This is a genomic window from Neolewinella aurantiaca (genome assembly GCF_008014675.1).
Lineage (GTDB): Bacteria > Bacteroidota > Bacteroidia > Chitinophagales > Saprospiraceae > Neolewinella > Neolewinella aurantiaca.
Window position 1 is genome coordinate 55988 of record NZ_VOXD01000023.1, and the last position, 17233, is coordinate 73220.

At 53.3% G+C, this 17233-nt stretch carries 16 protein-coding genes; 6 read left to right on the top strand and 10 right to left on the bottom strand.

Features of this window, described 5'->3' with window-relative positions:
• The first annotated feature begins 95 nt into the window (after positions 1–95).
• From FUA23_RS14835 to FUA23_RS14855, 5 genes are all read left to right on the top strand, one after another.
• The gene (locus FUA23_RS14835; protein ID WP_147931538.1) at positions 96–1415 is read left to right on the top strand and encodes an LVIVD repeat-containing protein; all 1320 of its coding nucleotides are present in this window, start codon (positions 96–98) and stop codon (positions 1413–1415) included.
• Between the two features lie 138 nt (positions 1416–1553).
• Positions 1554–2372 (top strand): hypothetical protein, encoded by an 819-nt coding sequence (locus FUA23_RS14840; protein WP_147931539.1) that lies wholly within the window; start codon positions 1554–1556, stop codon positions 2370–2372.
• A 68-nt stretch (positions 2373–2440) separates the two neighbouring features.
• Positions 2441–2992: an RNA polymerase sigma factor gene (locus tag FUA23_RS14845; protein WP_187271066.1), complete on the top strand. Its 552-nt coding sequence runs from the start codon at positions 2441–2443 to the stop codon at positions 2990–2992.
• Positions 2982–4307, top strand: coding sequence for an outer membrane protein (locus FUA23_RS14850; protein WP_147931541.1), 1326 nt, complete (start codon positions 2982–2984; stop codon positions 4305–4307). Before FUA23_RS14845 ends, FUA23_RS14850 begins: the two co-directional genes overlap by 11 nt.
• A 161-nt stretch (positions 4308–4468) precedes the next feature.
• The gene (locus FUA23_RS14855; protein WP_147931542.1) at positions 4469–5524 is read left to right on the top strand and encodes a glycoside hydrolase family 26 protein; all 1056 of its coding nucleotides are present in this window, start codon (positions 4469–4471) and stop codon (positions 5522–5524) included.
• A gap of 94 nt (positions 5525–5618) precedes the next feature.
• On the opposite strand, the gene FUA23_RS14860 is transcribed toward FUA23_RS14855, so the two are convergent.
• From FUA23_RS14860 to FUA23_RS14870, 3 genes are read right to left on the bottom strand one after another with little or no spacing between them, the layout of a single operon-like run.
• A complete protein-coding gene (locus FUA23_RS14860; RefSeq protein WP_147931543.1) occupies positions 5619–5966 on the bottom strand; it encodes a hypothetical protein in 348 nt (115 codons plus the stop codon).
• A 22-nt stretch (positions 5967–5988) separates the two neighbouring features.
• Positions 5989–7266 (bottom strand): ABC transporter permease, encoded by a 1278-nt coding sequence (locus tag FUA23_RS14865; RefSeq protein WP_147931544.1) that lies wholly within the window; start codon positions 7264–7266, stop codon positions 5989–5991.
• A complete protein-coding gene (locus FUA23_RS14870; RefSeq protein ID WP_147931545.1) occupies positions 7263–7889 on the bottom strand; it encodes an ABC transporter ATP-binding protein in 627 nt (208 codons plus the stop codon). The genes FUA23_RS14865 and FUA23_RS14870 overlap by 4 nt, the downstream gene beginning before the upstream one ends.
• A gap of 220 nt (positions 7890–8109) precedes the next feature.
• Between FUA23_RS14870 and FUA23_RS22385 the strand changes: the two genes are divergently transcribed.
• Entirely contained in the window at positions 8110–8265 is a 156-nt protein-coding gene (locus FUA23_RS22385; RefSeq protein ID WP_187271068.1) for a hypothetical protein, read from the top strand.
• Between the two features lie 21 nt (positions 8266–8286).
• Here FUA23_RS22385 and FUA23_RS14875 read toward each other — a convergent pair whose 3' ends face one another.
• The 7 genes from FUA23_RS14875 to FUA23_RS14905 all read right to left on the bottom strand — a co-directional run bounded on the left by FUA23_RS14875 (position 8287) and on the right by FUA23_RS14905 (position 17231).
• On the bottom strand, positions 8287–9339 hold the full coding sequence (locus tag FUA23_RS14875) for a GNAT family N-acetyltransferase (protein WP_187271070.1): 1053 nt from the start codon (positions 9337–9339) through the stop codon (positions 8287–8289).
• Between the two features lie 125 nt (positions 9340–9464).
• Complete coding sequence (locus FUA23_RS14880) at positions 9465–11297, bottom strand: UbiD family decarboxylase (protein WP_147931547.1); 1833 nt, start codon at positions 11295–11297, stop codon at positions 9465–9467.
• 319 nt (positions 11298–11616) lie between these two features.
• Positions 11617–12093: a Dps family protein gene (locus FUA23_RS14885; protein ID WP_147931548.1), complete on the bottom strand. Its 477-nt coding sequence runs from the start codon at positions 12091–12093 to the stop codon at positions 11617–11619.
• Positions 12094–12217: 124 nt separating this feature from the next.
• On the bottom strand, positions 12218–13465 hold the full coding sequence (locus FUA23_RS14890; RefSeq protein WP_147931549.1) for a T9SS type A sorting domain-containing protein: 1248 nt from the start codon (positions 13463–13465) through the stop codon (positions 12218–12220).
• A gap of 290 nt (positions 13466–13755) precedes the next feature.
• On the bottom strand, positions 13756–14406 hold the full coding sequence (locus tag FUA23_RS14895) for a peroxiredoxin-like family protein (RefSeq protein ID WP_147931550.1): 651 nt from the start codon (positions 14404–14406) through the stop codon (positions 13756–13758).
• Between the two features lie 222 nt (positions 14407–14628).
• A complete protein-coding gene (locus tag FUA23_RS14900) occupies positions 14629–16035 on the bottom strand; it encodes a DUF3500 domain-containing protein (protein WP_222707042.1) in 1407 nt (468 codons plus the stop codon).
• A gap of 284 nt (positions 16036–16319) precedes the next feature.
• Positions 16320–17231: a helix-turn-helix domain-containing protein gene (locus FUA23_RS14905; protein WP_147931551.1), complete on the bottom strand. Its 912-nt coding sequence runs from the start codon at positions 17229–17231 to the stop codon at positions 16320–16322.
• Between the last annotated feature and the right edge of the window lie 2 nt (positions 17232–17233).

Below are 17233 nucleotides of genomic sequence, written 5' to 3' on the forward strand. Positions count from 1 at the left end.
AAAAATCACGCTATCCACCAACGTTAGCTGAGTACAGTCCGTCTACCCCATCAAAGCCCGGACTTACACCAACCTACCAATCTAAAAAATCACCAATGAATCGACTATTTACCCTGGCCCTTCTGGCCTTACTCGCCATCACCCTTTCCGGTTGTATCGAAGAGACCTGTAACGAACGCCGCTCCGTCAGCAGCTTCGAACCGGTAACTACTACTTCGGGAGAATGGCGCAACAACTCAACCTTTGGTTGCTTCGCACCGCAGCCCGTTTGCAACACCTCCGGGTTCTACGTTTACGGCGATTACCTCTTCATGGTAGAGCAAAACGAAGGGCTGCACATCTATGACAATTCCGACTCCGACAACCCACGCCCGATAACCTTCATGGACGCCCCCGGAGGCCAGGGCATAGCTGTACGGAACGACATTCTGTACATCAATCAGTACACTGACCTTGTGGCCTTCAGCCTAGACAATCCCGAAAAACCCGAATTGGTAGGTCGTACCGAAGATGTGTTCGAGCCTTATAGTGTATTCGCTCAGGTTTTGCCGGACGGAGACTTCGTAATTGACTGGATCCCGACCGGTGAGCGCCGCACGATCGACTGCGACAACTTCAATTTCAGTCAGAATGTGTTCTGGGAAGATGACGTTGCATGGGGTGCGAACGTGGAAGCTGTTCGGGCTGACTTCAGCAATAGCGCCTTCGCTAACACCAGTACGGGTAGCCCCAGCCCGGATGTTGTCGGCCAAGGTGGTAGTCTTGCCCGCTTCACAATCAGCAACGGAACCCTCTACGCAGTGGATGATTCCCGCCTGAAAGTTTTCGATCTCTCCGACGCCGAAAACCCGGTGTACGCAGATCAGGTAAACCTCGGCTGGGGTATCGAGACCATCTTCCCTTACGAAGACAAACTCTTCATCGGGTCTACCACCGGAATGCATATCTACGATGCCTCCAACCCGACTGCGCCTGAGCACCTTTCCACCTTCGAGCACGTACTCAGCTGCGACCCCGTGGTTGTAGCCAATGACCTGGCCTACGTCACCCTCTGGGGCGGCCGCGACTGTGGCAGTGTTGGTGACCAACTGGAAATCATCGACGTCAGCGACGCCCGCAACCCGCGCTCCTTGCAGATTACACCTATGAGCAGCAGCCACGGCCTCGGCGTTGCCGAGGGCAAACTCTTCCTCTGCGCCCAGTGGGAAGGCCTCAAGGTATTCGACCTCACCGACGAGGGGCTGCTCGGAGAGCAACTCTCCGTTATAGACAACATCAACGCACGCGACGTCATCGTCCTGCCGGCCAATAACGAACTGATCGTCCTCGGCTACGCATCCGACGGTGTACAGCAGTACGACTACACCGATCAGGGACAGCTGACTCCGACAAGCAGAATAAACCTCTGCGATTAAACTCACCCGGAGGCGAGCTTCAGTCACTTCCATGTAGTGTTTCTCTCTCCTCCCAAAACAGTATTCAGCGTTCAGGCCGAGCAATAACCCGCCGCCTGAACGCTGAATGTTTAACTTGCCAGTCGAACTCAATTCTGTATGCGCACTCTCCTACTTATTTTCGTCCTTGGTCTGGTTTGCCCGACAGCCTCCGCACAACCTGCGGCAGAGCAGTATATCGATATCGTCCAACTTTTTAAGGGCGATCCGGTAGAAGGTACAATTCTTACGTACGAATACAACACAAAAGTGATCATCGTAACGGAAAACGGAACGGTACGTGAGCTGCCGTGGGAAAACGTAAAGCGGGTACAGTTCAGGCAGGACCACAGCCGAAAATCCGCCATCCGACAGAAAAGGGAGGAATATCTACCCGAAAAGGAACCGCTCAGCACGCCCTCCCGAAAGCTCAGGCACCAGATCACAAGTGCAGTCACTTTTGGCAGAGTTACCAACCCCAATCTGAATTTTGGTTTACCGTCAACTACGATCGGTGGCGGAGTTGCTTATCATCTGCTTTACGATATACCCGTTGCCACCCTAGGGTTTGGCCTGGACCTGAACCTGATGAACCACCAGCGGAGGGAGAACGTACTGGCGGCCACCCTACTTGCTGAAAGAGCACTGGGGCAAGGGCGCTTCCGCCCTCTCATCCGTATGGAGACAGGTCCCTCTTTCCCCTTCGGAGGAAGTGAAGAGGGAGGCGAAGAGATCACTTCACGATCAATCTCGATCCTCTACCATCCCGCGGTTGGCGTCGAGATCACCCCCCGCAACGGTGGTTGGGGTAAAATGACCATCGACGTGGGCTACCGGTTCCTCAACAGTAAGTTCGAACTTACCACCGCGAGCCTCGACGTGGTGGAGCGAAACGTGAACTACCGCAGGCTCACCCTTAGGGGAGGCATGCGGTTTTGACCTCGTAACGCTGGCACTGGCCAGCAATTTCATTAGCTCACTCCGAAGTCTACAATAACCATTCCGATTTGCTTTTCCCCGACGAAAAATCACTGGTAACAGCCTGTCTGGCCGGAGACCGCAGGGCCCAGGAGGCTTTTTACCGGCGGTTCGCGCCGGCAGCCCTGGTCGTTTGCCGCCGGTACGCAAACGGCCGGGACGAAGCAATGGAACTTCTCAACGGAGGGATGATGAAGGTCTTTCAGAAACTCGACAAATTCCGTTGGGAAGGAAGCCTCGAAGGCTGGGTGAAGCGCCTTGTATTCCGAAGCACCATCGATCAGTTCCGGGCGGGCAAACAACGGCCAACGTTGGAGATTGCTGACTGGGACACCCCTTCGGAGGCCACCGTCACTCAGTCGCTCTACGCCGAGGACCTCTGCCGGATCATTGATCTCCTGCCTGAAACGAGCAAAGAAGTTTTCTGGCTCTTTGCCGTAGAGGGCTATAACCATGCCGAGATCGCCAACCAACTAAATTTCAGTGAAGGCAATAGCCGCTGGCACCTGAACAAAGCACGACAAATTTTGCGCAAGAAACTGCAATCTCAATCATTTAAACCCAACCGCTATGCAGGCTAAAAAGGAACAGCAATGGACCGACGACGCCGCCTTCTGGGATGAAGCGTGGGCGGACATGAACGGACGGCTCGACGCCGCGCCGCCCTCACGCGAACGCAGCTTCGTCTGGTGGCCCTTCTTCCTCGTCTTTTCTGCAGCAATTGCGCTTGCGGTTTACTTGGCGGCCTTCCCTAGCGATGATCAGGATCAGCCGCTTAGCCCCACAACCAACACAGGGCCGGAGGTTGTGAATACCGATGGAGAAAATACCGTCGCAACAAAGCCCCTCAAGAAAACAATCGTCCGCAATGAGGAATTGAAGGAAAGAAGTTCAGAGGCAAGTATGAAGCCAGGTGAAAGCCAGGCCCTTGCCAGTTCGTCTTCGCCGGATCGCCCGGTCTTTTCAGCGCCTGAGCCCGCTGCGGCTTCCGCCCCGTCTTCGCCGGATGTTCTCCCTCAGCCAGGCCAGCCGGAAACCTTAAGGCTCCCTGCCACACGGGTAGCCTCCACCACCGAAACTGCGAACGGCGACAAGCCCGCACCACCGAATAGCAATGACGTGCAGGAGCAACGCAAGCCCATCGCGGCAAGCCCCGCTCTCCCTTCATCCGGGATGGTAGTGGAGCCAACCAAACAGGATCAAAAAGCATTGCTGCCCTTCAAAAGCGAACCGCATCGTTACCGTAATCCGCTGACATTTGCCATCGCCGGCACCACTGGTCTGAACCCAGTACCACCTGGTATTTCATTAGGGTTTGGTTACCGCATTAAGAACGGCGGAAGGGTTTCTTTTCCCCTCTCCGTACGGTACCGTTTCGATGAGATTGAGGTTAAGGACTCCCCCCTCAATGCACTTCTTGAGAGTGATTTATCGGTAGGAAGCCCGGTGAACGGAAGTTCTGATTTATTGCTGATTCCAGAGACGATCAGTTCGCATGCGCTGGAAATCAGCGCCGGAGCCGCCTGGGAGGCCACCCCACGCCTGCGATTCGTTTCTGGTCTTGCAGCGGCTTACCACATGGAGAGCTTTATCAACTTCGCGGGAAATACCAATTCATCCTTCAACGGCCAGTTGGTCTCGTTCGAAAATTATGATGTTTACAGCCTGAATTCATCCCGCAGTGCTGACCTGTTGGAATCCCTGACGCAAGACGGCGTAGCACCCGATTTCAGCCGGTGGGCCTTTCGGGCCCACCTTGGCGTAGCTTACGACCTTACGCCCCGGTTCGGGGCGCAACTGAAGCTGACCCGGCTGATCGCACAACCCGACCGTACAGGAATCATTCAACTGCAGAACAACCAGCTTGAATTCGGGGTGAGCTACCGGTTCAGGTAGTCAGGTAAACCGGTTTACCGGCACTGAGCCAAGCCGTTCAACCACCCCTGCATCCTGCGTTCGCGCCGCCTTCTTATTCGGGCGCGTACGCAGGATGCAAAGATTGTTTTTGGAGGAGCAAAGTTCGGCAGGCCCGGCAGGAAAGTCCCATCTTCGCGTCCATGCCGATTGATCATAACGCCACACCGGCCACCCGGGCCTTGTACGACTTCCTGCTTCGCAACGCCAAAGGCCCTACCCTTTTCGGGCATCAGGACGCACTGGCTTACGGCGTAAACTGGAAAGACTTTCATGAGTTCCGAACCGACGTTCACGACGTATCGGGCAAACATCCTGCGGTTTTCGGGTGGGACATCGGCAAGATTGGCCCCCGGCCCAGCAACCTCGACCTTGTCGACTTCAGGCAGATGCGTTTCTGGATGCGCGAAGTTTACCGCAGGGGCGGCATCAATACGGTAAGCTGGCACGCCAACAATTTCCTGGGCGGAGACGCCTGGGCGGTGGGTACGCCCACCGTTGCGGCCATCCTTCCCGGAGGAAGCCATCATCAAGCATACCGGGACAAACTTGAATTGATCGCCGGGTTTCTCCGCAAGGTCTCCTCGGGGCCACCGGATTACCTGCCTGTACCCATCATTTTCCGACCGTTCCACGAGCATACGGGCCACTGGTTTTGGTGGGGAAAACCGCACGCCTCTTCAGCTGAGTACATCAGGCTCTGGAGGTTCACTGTCCGGTTTTTACGCGACGAGCAGCAGCTTCATCACCTCCTCTGGTGCTACTCTACGGACATTGTCGACAACGAAACTGAATACCTCGAGTACTACCCCGGAGACGACTTCGTCGATATCCTTGGCCTCGATGATTACCACGACGTCGGGGAAAAAGAAGACACCAAAAGACTCACCGCCCGCCTCAATATGCTCGTCGGTCTGGCAGAACGAAAAGGGAAAGTAGCCGCACTCACCGAAACGGGCTACGAGGCAACCCCGAAGCCCGACTGGTGGACGCAGAGCCTCCTAAAAAGCATCGTAGCCGATCCGGTCGCCTCCCGGATCGCATGGGCCCTCGTCTGGCGCAACGATAACAAACAGCACCATTACGCGCCCTACCCTGAGCACCTCAGCGCCGAAGATTTCAAGGTTTTTGCCGCCAATGAAGAAGTAATGATGCTGGATGAACTGCCAGTAATTTATCCGCAGGATAAACCAGTGTGAGATTCGTCTCCAGGCCAGTTGGCACCATCAGGCTCAACGCTCGTATATGCTGGCCCAATCAGGGCTTCAGGCTTTAATTCAGAGGGTTGTCGATTCAGCTGTCCAGGAGATCATCGTAGAGATCGACCTTCACTTCGCGGGATGTCCCGAATTGGTAGAGCCCCATGATGAAGAGCAGTTGACCGACAAAACTCGTGAGCCCCGTGAGGCTGAACAACCAGGTGACCGGGGAAATGTCGAGACTTCCATTCATCATCATCACCCTGATCATTGCGTTGACCAGCGAGCCTACCATCAGCAGTGCTGATCCCGCCACCAGAATCGAAACACCTTTTTTGCCTTTATGGCGCCCCTGAACTTGTGTGCACACCACGAAGGTTGCGATTGACAGCACCGGCCAGAGAAACTGCATGGCGGATGACAGAATATTCAGGGAGTCCATAGTATTGGGTTTATGTAGTTTGTCAACTGTGTGTCAGGGTGTCGGCAATGTCCGTCCGGGCGGCCTGCACCGCAGGAATGACGGCGGCGAGAAAACCGATGAAGAGCGCTGCGGCGAATAACCAAACTTCCTCGGTCAGAAAGCGGGTTGCAGAAACAGTGTACCTGAAATCATCCTGCACGTTGGCGGCCAGCAGGGCCATAATGGCATGGCTCAGCAGAATGCCGAGCACGTAACCGATCACAGCGACCATCAGTCCCTCCATTACGATGAGGAAGAAGAGCTTTTTACGTCCTGCGCCCATCGTTCGCATCAAAGCAAGTTCGTAGCGTCGCTCGCGGAGAGAGGTGAACAAGGCGATGAAAATGCTAAGCGCTGAAACTACCGTTATGGCGAGCACCAGAATACCGAGGATGCGTTGCCCGGAGTCGAATTGCCGGCGTACTTCGCTGATTTCGTAGGCGGGGTTGGCGGCCAGCAATTCGGTATTCTCGTTCAGGTTACGCGGGAAGTTCAGGGCCTGAAAACTGCTGGCATTGCGGTACCTGACCAGCAGGCTGGTAATTTCCTGCTCGGGGTCTTCCTCCGTCAGCGGCGTGGGTGCGTGGTCGTGGGTATGATCGTGCCCGGCGTGGTCATGGTTCTCGTGGTCTGCATCATCTCCGTTGTGTGTCTCGTGAGAATGCCAGTAAGTTTGGTTCGTTGTCAGCACAAGCTGGTCCATTACCGTACCGCTGGGAGCCAGGATTCCCACGACGGTGAAATCATCGTCGTGTTCGATGTTGTTCTCATCGCCTTCATCGATGATGCCGTGATTCGATTTGAACTTACTGCCCAGGGTAAGCCCGTTGACCCGGGCAACTTCCTCTCCTACCACGACTTCGAAATCGTGCTGCCAGAGCCCGCCTTCGGCCAGTTCGGCGCCGTACCAATCGAGTATCTTGGGGATCGTTCCTACAATGCGGTAGCCACGGTAGCTGTCTCCGACGGAGAGAGGAACAACGTCTTCAACGATCGGATGTTTGGGATTGAAAAAGGCCTTTACCTGGCCGAGTTTGATGTTACCGGTTGCGTAACCGACGTGGTACATACTGTTCAGGGTGAGCTCGAGTGGACTCCCTTTGGCACCCACGACAAGGTCGATACCTGCGAGGTTGTTATCGAACTGTTCATCGGCTTGTTCCCGCAGGGAAAGGAGCAGAGAAATCAGCCCGATACTGAGGGCGAAGAGCAGCACACTCAATAGTGCGTTGAGGGGCTTGAAGGTGAGATTTTTCCAGCTGAGGCGTAGCAGGTTCATAGTTTCGTCTGTTGGGGGATGATGCCCGTTAGGCGATTATCATGAGTAACGATGAGCAAAGTGGCCTTAACCGCTTCGGCCTGCCGCTGCAACAGCTGAATAACTTGCCGGGTGTTGTCATCATCAAGGGCAGAGGTAGGTTCATCGGCAAAAATGACGGCAGGCTGGTTAATAATTGCCCGGGCAATGGCTGCCCGCTGCTGCTGACCAACGCTGAGCTTGCCGGGCAAAGCGTTTCCTTTGCCGCCCAGATCCAGCTCTTCCAGTAGCCCATCGATGCGCGGCCGGTCGATGGGTTTACCGGCAAGTTGCTGCGCGATGGCCAGGTTCTCCCTAACGCTGAGTGCGCGGATAAAATGAGCCGTCTGAAAAATCATCCCGACGTTCTGGCCGCGGAAGTAATCCAGCTCAGCGCCCGATAGTTCGTTGAGATTCTGGCCATTGATGACAACGGAGCCCGTTGCGGGCTTCCGCAAACCGGCAAGCAACTGAAGCATGGTGGTTTTTCCGCTTCCCGACTTACCAAGCAGCAGACGAGTCTCTCCGGCCGGGCAAACCAGGTCGGGAAATTTCAGAACCTCACCGCCAGGATAGGTAAAACTTAAATTGGTAGAACTTAACATGATTTTGATTGGGCGAGGCAAGATAGGACAAGCATTTAGCATTTAGCAATTATGCCCTCTTGATTTCAGGGTATGTCCGCCAGAACCCGGTTGTTCAGCTCCCTGCGGTAGAGCGCCCGGTGGTTGGAGGCCCTAAGGTTTAGAACCACCGGTGTTGCCTAATTCAACCCTACCGGCTATCTTGACCCGCACTTAGAGTAACCGATCAAACTAATCAACTATGGCAAAGTCCAGAATTACGAAACCAAGCAAGCCGAAGAAAAAGTCTGATGTCAGTGCCGAAGACGCTGCAGCAAACAAACGTTTTTTCACCATCACTGCCGTCTGTGTGGTGTTGTTGCTGGTCATCATTTTTATCTTTTACAAGAACAGCTAAGCGCGCTTCAAACCGGACACATCAGGAGAAGTTACGCACCAGGCCCGCAATTTCCGTTGCCGAAGGCGACGATGCCAGTACTTCATCGACCATTGCCGGCAGCATAAACCGGGCTCGGCCGTTGTTGCTGAAGGGCTTCACGTTCATGTCCCGCAGCCCGGAATCGCGGATTTCGACGATGCGGTAGATTCCGTCGGCGATGGTATACGTAACGATGAGTTCGGTTTTATAAACCGTAGGTGCAAGGTAGAGTATGAGTGCTGCGTCGAGCATCTCCATCTCCGAAGTCTGGTAATGGTAACAAGCGGTATACGACGGGTATTCAACCAGTCTGCCGGTAAGCCCGTTGCCCGCCAACGCACTTTGCACCTGCGTCAGCGCCGCCTCGATCAGATCGTAGGGGTCTTCAGGGTGTTGGTCGTCGTAGGGCAGCCATGAGCCGGTGGAAAGCTGGAAGAATTCCATCTGTCCGAACTGCATCTTGTAGTTGAAGATCGGGTAGCGCGGCGCTACGTAACCAGGGTGGTAAAATAGTACCCCGTTGTTCTGCAGCCACTGAATTTCCAACACCATGGTGTAAATACCGAGGCTGTGGGCTGCGTAATCGGGGTCGTAGATTCCCGCCTTGGAATAAGCCGTTTTCCGGCCCAGATCGAAATAGCTGAACGCAATCAGTTTATCGCCATCGTAGATGCGGATGATTCGCGTGTCGAGGGCCTTGATCCGGTGTTCACCGATCACGTGGTGATCCAGTGTTTCCCGGGTTTTTTCGGGGTGGAGCGCGAGATAACGCTGGTTCAGGGCTTCCAGTTCAGCATCGGGGGTCGTAGCACGATCGACGGTATGCCGGAAGCGTTTCCCGTTGCGGTTAAGAAGTTTGCGGTGGCGTTTCTTGAAACTGAACCCGGTTAGCGGCAGCCGCAATTGGATGCAGCCGTAAATCTGTTCGTCGTCGGCGCGGAGGAACTCCGCGGTATAAATCCCCTGTCCGGCCGGTCTCCATCCCTTGCTCAGGTAAGCATCGAGTTGTTCGGGAGCAATAGGACTTTTAGGGTGATGAATACTTGTAGCCAACCAGGAGATTATTTTCGGGACGTAAAGGTAGGAATTTTGACCTTTTAGCCAGTGCTTTCTCTGTATTCGGTGATCATGGCTTCAGCCGCCGGCACATCAGTTTGGGCCCGCGGCTGAAGCCGGGCCTACAGTTTCCCCCCGAACCGCTCCTCTACCCTGCTGGTGATTGCTTCGTCTTCCACCAGGCCGGGTGCGTGCCATGGCTTCACGCGCGCATCGATGACGAGCGGCCCGGTGCAACCCCAGTGCTTGTGCTCGGTGAACGCGCCAATGCCGTGTACATCGTGGCTCGGGTTCGAGCGCGTGAAGGTTGCCCACACGAAGTTGCTGAAATCCTCGGCGAGGAACTGGCTGTCGTCGCAGACGACAATCAGGGCAATCCCGGCCTCCAGCAATGCTACGGGTTCGATGCCCAGCTCAGCCGTGGTGAACCGGTCGATGTCGGCGTAGCTCGTTTCGCCTTCGTTGCGCGGGCCGCGTACCGCGAGGATACCCGGCGCGACAAAATGAGGGTCGCTGAAACCAGAAGGAAGAACAAAACCTACGGGCAAAACCGAGCTCAGTTCACGGCGTTTTTCTCCGCGTACGGCCCAGATAAGTTTGCTGCCACCGTTCCAGTCGGAGCCGCTGTAATCGAGGGTATCGATGGTTGTACGGGTCTGGAAGTGTAGATCGCGGGCAGGATCGTAGCGTTCGAGCACGTGCCGGAAAAAGTCCGGTTGATCGTCGGCATCCAGTTTGGGATCGTCGCCGGCGGCGGCGATGATGCAGTATTTGGCCAGGCTCGTCTGGCCACTCCCGATGATGCGGTTGGCCTGGGTGATTATCTCTTCGGGCACCCGCATCTGTCCGTCTTCCCGGAAGGGCATATACCGCTCGGAACCAATGGCGAGCAGTAGCGGATGGACGCCTGCTTCGTCGACCGCGTTGATCTGCCGGATGCCGGGGAATTCCCCCGGCGTAAGGTCCTTTACGATCTGATGGATCAGGTAGCCAAACTGAGAATCTTCGGCGGGCGGGCGCCCAACCACAGTAAAATGCCAAATCGGGTCTTTACGGTGCCACACGGTCTCGACGTCCATCACGGGGAAGGGATGCTCCAGGCTGTAGTAACCAAGGTGGTCGCCGAAGGGGCCTTCGGGCATCATGCCTTGTTTACGGATGGTCCCCGTAATGACGAAATCGGCATCGGCGGAGAGGAGCCAGTCGCGGTCCCAGGCGTAACCGAAGCGGCGCCCGGCCAGCATTCCGGCAAAGGTCATTTCACTCAATCCTTCGGGCAAAGGCATAATGGCGCTGAAGGCGTGGCTCGGCGGCCCGCCCACAAAGATCGAAACACGGAAGGGTTCGTCCGATTGCAGGTATTCCTTGTGGTGCACGCCAATCCCGCGGTGCAGTTGGTAGTGCAACCCGGCTTCTTTGTTGGTGATGTAATCGTTGCCAGTAAGCTGGATGCGGTACATACCGATGTTAGAATCCATAGCCTTTTTGCTTCCCGGCGGTAGGGTCATAACTTGCGGCAGGGTAACGAAAGCTCCGCCGTCCATCGGCCACGATTTAACGAGCGGGAGCTGATCGATCGTTGTTTGGCCGTACTTGACAGCGGGGTTCATGTGCTTGCGGGGCAAGGCACTCAGGGCGGTAAAAGGAGCTCCTGCGTACCGAAACGGGCTCTTGGCCAGGTTGGCAGGATCGGCCTTCAGTTCGACCACCTTTTTGACTTTTGGCAGTGTTTTCCGGAACAGAAAATCCGTCCTTTCCTTAGTGCCGTACAGGTTAGAGAGCGCCTGAAAGGGGCTTCCCTTTACGTTTTCAAACAGGATGGCCGGACCACCCTTAGCGAATATGCGACGGTGGATTTCGGCCATTTCGAGGTTCGGGTCCACCTCTTCGCTGATGCGGAGGAGTTGGCCGTTTTTTTCGAGGTCCCGGGCAGCTTGACGGAGAGAAGAATACATGGTCGGTGAGGCTTTTAATCGGTTGGTACGGTCGTTGGTGGTGAAGCTACCAGGCTTTTCGAGGCGCGAACGCCGGTGCAAGGTAGGGACGTTTAAAGAGCAAAGTGGCACATAAGGTTGTCGACTTCGTGTCATGAAAACAACGCTTTTACCTAACCTGACCCTGCACCTGCGCTCCGCGCCCCGAATAATGTTGGTGTGCACTTCTTTTTCCTGGTCCGCTAGCGGGTTTGGAACGGACGACGGTAAAACAGAACTGCCGTGCCAACCAAATGGTCAGCACGGCAGATCAGTAAAGGGGGCAGACGGTTGCGTCTGGCTATTTATTGAGGAATGAACTGTACATCCAAACCAGTTTTTCCTGCTCTCTGATGTAATCACTCATCAAAGCGTTGGTGCCTTCGTCGCCGGCATCGCCGGAAAGATCCAACAATTCGCGTTGCAGGATGATGATAGTCTGGAAGGAAGAAAGAATATCGCCGACGGCTTCGATACCGTTGCTCACCTTCTCACTTTCTTTGATCTTCGATACCGCTCTGTAGTCGGTGTAATTGTGTTTTGGTGCGAAGCCGAGGGTCAGGATTCGCTCGGCTACATCGTCGATTTTCAGGAGGAGATCATTGTACAACTCCTCGAACTTTACGTGAAGCTCGAAGAATTTTTCACCCTTGATGTTCCAATGAAACCCTCTGGTGTTCTGGTAAAAGATCGAATAATTGGCCAGAAGCTCATTGAGCTTTCCCGCCAGTTCTTCAGCTTTATTACAGTCAAGTCCGATTGCATTCTTGTTTGCCATTGCTAATGGTATTTTGGTTATGTAAGTATAATGTTATACATATATAACACCTGATAGCGGCCTGTGTTCTGTAAGAATAATGGTACAGAGCAACTAAGACCAAATGGGCACATGTTTTTTTGCGTCAGTCTGTTTTTATGATTTTTTTCTCAACGGTAGAGCCATCAATGGTGAGCCTGACGAAATAGACACCCGCAGCGAGGCCATCGAGCCCCAAATACGCTTGGTTGATGCTCCGGCGAAGTAACCTCCCCTGCGCATCGAATAGCATTACCACGATATTTCGATAAGAAAAATCAGTCCGGACCTCAAATCCTCTGCTCGCAGGATTGGGATAAATGGCAACCGCACCTCCGAGTCTTGTTATCTGATTCTGAGAAGTGACAAGGTTGCAGGTATCCGAAGGGGAAAACCTGGCGTCGGCCCACAAGTTGAAATCCTGGATTAAGTCGTCGGCCGTATGGTTAATGAACTCGTACGGCCAGGGTTCTATGTAGCGGATACCGAGCAGTTTCGCCTGCTCAAAAACAGAACTGTACAACTCGCCCTCGAACCGTTCGGTTTGATCCGACCGTCCAATCACCTGCGCGTATTTGTCGCCCTGGTAATTCAAGATGAAGTCGATCAGGTCAGGCTGATAATTTGTTTTTCCGGACAGCCACCACATCCCGAGGCCGACCCTGTTGCACAGTGCAGGGTCGTTGGTCAGGTCATTGATGATAGTTGTGGGGATGAGCGTATCCTGATTGATCTCATGGACCTCGAACACAATCGGTTTGCCGGGAAAGGCCGTGGCAAATAATGCCGTGGTAGCCTTAGCGGCTGTTATCCATTTCTGATCCGTGAAACCAGCGGCAGTGAACGCCGGGATATTCACCCCGTTCAGGTGCCCCTCTACCCCATTGACAGTCATCTGGGTTACGTACACGTGCGAAAGCAGGCTGTCGGCAGCGTAACGATCGCCGAGCTGGGAGATGAGCCCTGACAAGCGTTGGGCACAAACGTTATCCCACCATAAGGGGAGTTTCCATTCCTGGCCCTGGTATTCGAAATCGTGGTGAGCAACGTTGAGGGATTCCGTCAGCCAGGCCGGGCTGCCGAAGGCACCGGCCGCCACCGCGAGAGCATACGGCAGCCCCGCCGCCTTGACCGTATTGATCTTTGCGTCGAGAAGACTGAAATCGAATACGCCAGGCGAGGCTTCCACATCGGACCATTTTTCGGTCAATAAAACACCCCTCGCCCCGGGGTGAGAAAGTGCGCCCTCCGAAGTACCATTAGTGCCGGCGTAGCAACCTATGGGCTTGGTGATAGTTTGCGCAAAACCTGCCATTGGCAAAGACACAACTAAAAAGAAGAATAATCTGATCATAAAATCGGGTGTTACCAGCCTTCCTTCCCAAAGGTCAACCGACCTTTTTCTGCCAGGCAACCTCAATAGATTTTGCCCGACAGAAAACAAGCCGAAGACTTTCGGACCAGCAAACTGCGGTTAAGATTCCTTTATATGATCGACTATAATCGGTTCTGCAACTGAAACAAATCAGCTGATCCTCAAGATAGTACAGAAAACCGTCACCTCGCCAACCCACAAGGGCAGGTTGCATAACCGAAGGAAAAACGTCATCACTCGTTCGGATATGATCGCAGTAGCTATGGTGATTAAGCAATCGCCTTCAGGGCCTCGATGATTTCATCGGGCTCAGACCGCGTTCTGTAATCGACATCCACGTAGTTCCATTTAACCATTCCGTCGCTTCCCAGTACAAACGTAGCGGGAATAGGCATAATATCACCGTTACCATTATTGATTTTTTTCAGGTCGAGGTTACGACCAACCTCCATGTGCTCGATCAGGAATTCGGGCACTTTCCAGGCAACACCATAGTCTGAAGCGACTTTCGCATCCTGATCAGAAAGGACGATAAAATCCATTTTCTGGATTTCGTTTTTGGTCATTGATCCATCAGGTACTTCAGGGCTGATGGCTACCAACGAGGCTCCTAACTCCCTGATTTCGCTTAACCTGTTCTGTAAAGCCCGCAGTTGTAAATTGCAGTAAGGGCACCAGCTACCACGGTAAAAAGTGACAACTACGGGGCCTTCGGCCAATAAATCAGCCAGTGAGATTGATTTCCCTTCGGGATCGGGCAGATCAAAACCCGGAGCTGCTTCGCCCACCTTGATGGCTTTTTCTCCCTTGTTAAACGCTTTCGCTTCGGCGATAATGGCATCAACGCCCGCCATGAATTCAGGGTTAGCCTTTCTTCCTGCGGCAATTTTTGCGTCAGTTTGTTCTCTTAGTTTTGTCATCGTTTTTCTATTATTTCGCGTGATTGAATTCGGCTGCATGCTGAAGAGTTCTTCAACGTACACCATTTTGAATAGTTTCGGAAGGGCAGGCATCAAACAAAGTTGCCGCTCTCCGATCCCTGACCCGAAGGTGGAAACCGAAGAGCGACAACATGGCCCAACTTGGTGCTCTTACACCAGGCCCAGCAGACGAAAACTATACCGTTTAGTTATTCTATCTGATTAGTGAGAATGACTGGCGGTGGTTCCGTGGACGTGTGTATGGGGAATCTTCACGCTGTAATCGAAGTTCATTTCAGATGCTTTGTGGTGATCTGCGGATGCATAGTGTTCGTACAGAGTTCTTACGCCGTTGCCATTGATCATCTGAGCGAATATTCCGTAATCGCCCCCATCATCAGTCGCCGGATTATTGGGAATTCTGGTGATGGTATGAACGTGGTTGTAATCCGGAATTGTTGCAGCGTTTGCTCCGGTAGATCCTTCAGTGTTGAATTCCGACCACAAGTAAGGGTTATAAATCCGGTAGTAAAATTCGGAGGTGGAAGTAGGCGAAGTGTTCGTATCGTTGATCCAGACGAAGTAGGTATCGTCGATATTTGTCATGATGTCTGCCCACCACGCATCGGCAAAGGAAGTTGTCATATTGTACACGTATTCCTTCATGACCAGAACGAGATTGGCCTGTGCTGTGGCAGACATATCGGAATACTTCAATCCGGTTTCAAAACCGGAATAGTCGTAGGTGCCGATGTATGGATCCGTATCACCGTTTCTATCGGCAGGACCAACTTCCAGGGAGTGCGATGATGAGGTGGAGGAAGCCGAAGCAAGTTCCGTCGTCGAAAGACTGTTATACAGGCTAAGGGCCAGCTCCCGTTCGTCGGAAAAAATGTCGAAATCTATTCCGTTGTAGGTGTTAGCGGCTGGCTCACCCCCCAGGAAAGCAGGAACGATGGAGATATTATCTCCATGAACCAGAAAGTTAACGGCACAGTGATGGCCATCCAGCTGAAAACCCCAGGAGCCGCTTGTTTCAGGGTTTCCAAACATATCGATAGAGTAATAGTCCGGACTCCATACATTGCTCATGACGTCGCTTAACCAGCCTTCCGACAGTTCCGTAATCTCATATACCTTTTGATATCCGTCTGAGCTGAGGAAGAGCTGCAAAATTTCTTTGAAGGCAGCCAGTTGATCACTGCTCAGATCACCGTAGGTGATCCCATCCCGGTTGTCATTGTTCGCTGGTGTGTTATGCCAGAGATAAAATCGTTCGTCGTCCAGACAGACAGAACCTTCGCTCAGCAAGGTTGACGACAAGGAACTCCTGAAATCAACCATAGCCTGTCTCATGGCCTCTATCTCTGCGTTGGTTGACTGGGGTTCCTCCCCATCGGTGTTACAAGCAGTGAACGTTCCTGCGGCATCATCCGTATCCGAATTGTCGGCAACGTAACCATCTGGCTGTTCGCAGGCTAACTCGGTTACATCCGGAATACCGAGCCCATCTCCGTCGGCATCTTCGTACCAGATCGTTTCGGTACATAAATCTTCATCTGAATCGCAAGACGAGACGGAAATAAGCGTTCCTGCAAGCAGGAGAGCCAAAAGTAAGATGTTTTTCATTTCTCTGGTTTTGTGCTTTTCCGAAGCGAACGCCTTCAGTGTATCTGTAGGCAAGGGTGATGTTCTCTTCCCCCCGGGTGGGGATCAGGACTCGAAAAAAGCGACTATCGGGTTTTGTGCCCTCAGCCCTTAGACTGTTAAAACCCGGAAAACCTTCGGGGAGTTCCCTTTTCCGGCAAGCCGGGAGTTTGTCAGCCAAGATTTGAATGGCGTTTCCAGAAATTATGCTTAGAGCGTCGGAAGCCGCAGGAATGCGTCACGAGCCAGAGTGAAATCCGCTGTCATCAATTCATCTTGTACTTGGCGCGGTATTCCGACGGGCTTACCCCTACCCGTTTCTTGAAGAGCCTCGAAAAGTATTGTGGATACTCGAAGCCCAGCTCGTACGCTACTTCAGAAATGCTCTTCTCGGGGTTCAGTAAAATATCCTTTGCCTCATCCACCAGATAAAGCTGTAAGTGCTCGGTCGTTGTTTTGCCGGTTTCCTTTTTGAGCGTATCGCTCAGATAGCGCTGCGACACCGCCATTTTATCGGCCATTTGCTCGACACTTGGAATTCCTTTCCGCTGCAGCTCACCGGAGTCGAAATAATCAACCAACTGCCGGTTAAATTGCTCCAGAAGGTCGTTCGAGAGCTCTTTCCTGTTCAGGAACTGCCTTTCGTAAAAGCGGTTGGCATACTTGAGCAGAGTATCCAGGTGAGAAATGATGATGTCCTTGCTGAACTCGTCCTGGTTGTTGTGGTACTCCATTTCGATGTTCTCGACTATCAATTCCATTTGTCTCTCCTCGCGGGGTGAGAGATGAAGCGCCTCATTAACAGAATAGGAAAAGAACCCGTATTTTTTGATTTGATGAGCCAACTCGGTCCCTTTCAGGAAATCCTCATGAAAGTTGATGGAGAATCCCTTCTGCTCAAAGGTCACGCTGTCGTCCCATTGTATGACTTGCCGGGGAGCAATAAAAATCAGTGCTCCGTTAGTGAAATCGTACTTCGTCCGGCCGTAATTCAAATCACCACTGACGAACTTCTTGAGGCTGATGGAGTAACAGTCGACAATAATAGGAGGTGAACTTGCCTTCGGACAGGGCAGAAACCCATCGCCAGTAGCAGAAAACACACTCAGCATCGGATGTTCCGGGCGCGGAAGCTCGATATATTCGAGGTAAGAAGATAACGTCTTAAAATGTTTCATGG